We start from the raw sequence: 1,195 nt of genomic DNA on the forward strand, positions 1-1,195 counted from the left end.
AAGTCACGTAAAAAGGCATGACTGTTTTCGGATATGCTGCGAATTTCATCCAATTCTTCATTATATCCGTCACGAATGACACCGCCGTTACGAATAACCGCAGCCGGTTCTTCCTTAACGGCACGACAAAGCAAATCGTACACGTAAGAATGAACATCCATGCATTCATTCAGTCTTTGTAAAATAGGTGCTCCCGCTTGTGATAAGATATGTTTTACGTCCGGCAGAATACGTAACGATTCACGCAAAGCCGTCATATCCTTAGGCCCGGCCGTACCCGTGCCGATGCGCGTCAAAATACGTTCGAAGTCATAAATCTTATCCAACGTATCGCCCAAGTCCTGACGCATAATTTCATGGCGTACCAAATCCTCTACGCCGTCTTGCCGTTCCGTTATATCGTGAAGATTCAACAAAGGGGCTTCCAACCACTTACGCAATAAACGTCCGCCCATAGCCGTCTTCGTCCGGTCCAGCACGTCAAGAAGAGTTCCCTTGCGGCGACCGTCACGTACGTTCTGAGTGATTTCCAAATGGCGTAGACTCGATGCATCAATAAGCATATTGCGTTCTGTCGTCAAAGGCCTCAACGAGGCGATATGAAAGACGTCGGCCTTCACCGTCTCTTTTACATAGGATAACAAGATACCGATAGTATAGGCCGCTTCCTTTGCCGCCTGAAAGGCATCTTCATCAAAATAATCGGCACCTGTTCGTGAATAGTCTATATCCCCTTGCACCTCGTAGAGCGTAAAAGCACAATGGTTCAGCCGCTCCGTAACGAAACGGCGTAAAGAGGTAATGATTGCCGACTCCTTCGTATATACCACTTCCGCCGGTTCATACAAGGCAAAGATGTCCAAAAGTCGATCTTGAGTTTCGTCATCTCCGCAGGCCATCCACAGAGCTTCTCCTGTCGTTACGTCCGTCAGTACAAGCTGAATGCCGCCATTTTCTTCCCCTACAGCGGCAATATAGTTATTCTTCTTCGACGCCACGGCATGCTCCATCGTCACGGTACCGGGTGTGATGACGCGAATGATTTCTCGCTTCACAAGACCTTTTACAGACTTCGGATCTTCCATTTGCTCGCAAATGGCAACCTTATAGCCCTTATGAACAAGGCGTTCAATATATGTATCGGCAGAGTGAAAGGGAACGCCGCACATGGGTACGCGTTCCTTATTGCCGCCGG

1 pseudogene is annotated in these 1,195 nt (G+C 48.4%); it reads right to left on the reverse strand.

The annotated features are described in order from the left end of the window. A pseudogene (locus PGX78_RS08430) lies at positions 1 to 1,195 on the reverse strand (DNA mismatch repair protein MutS); the annotation flags it as partial.

Source organism: Megasphaera sp. AF13-6AC, from assembly GCF_027685385.1.
GTDB classification, from domain to species: domain Bacteria; phylum Bacillota; class Negativicutes; order Veillonellales; family Megasphaeraceae; genus Megasphaera; species Megasphaera micronuciformis.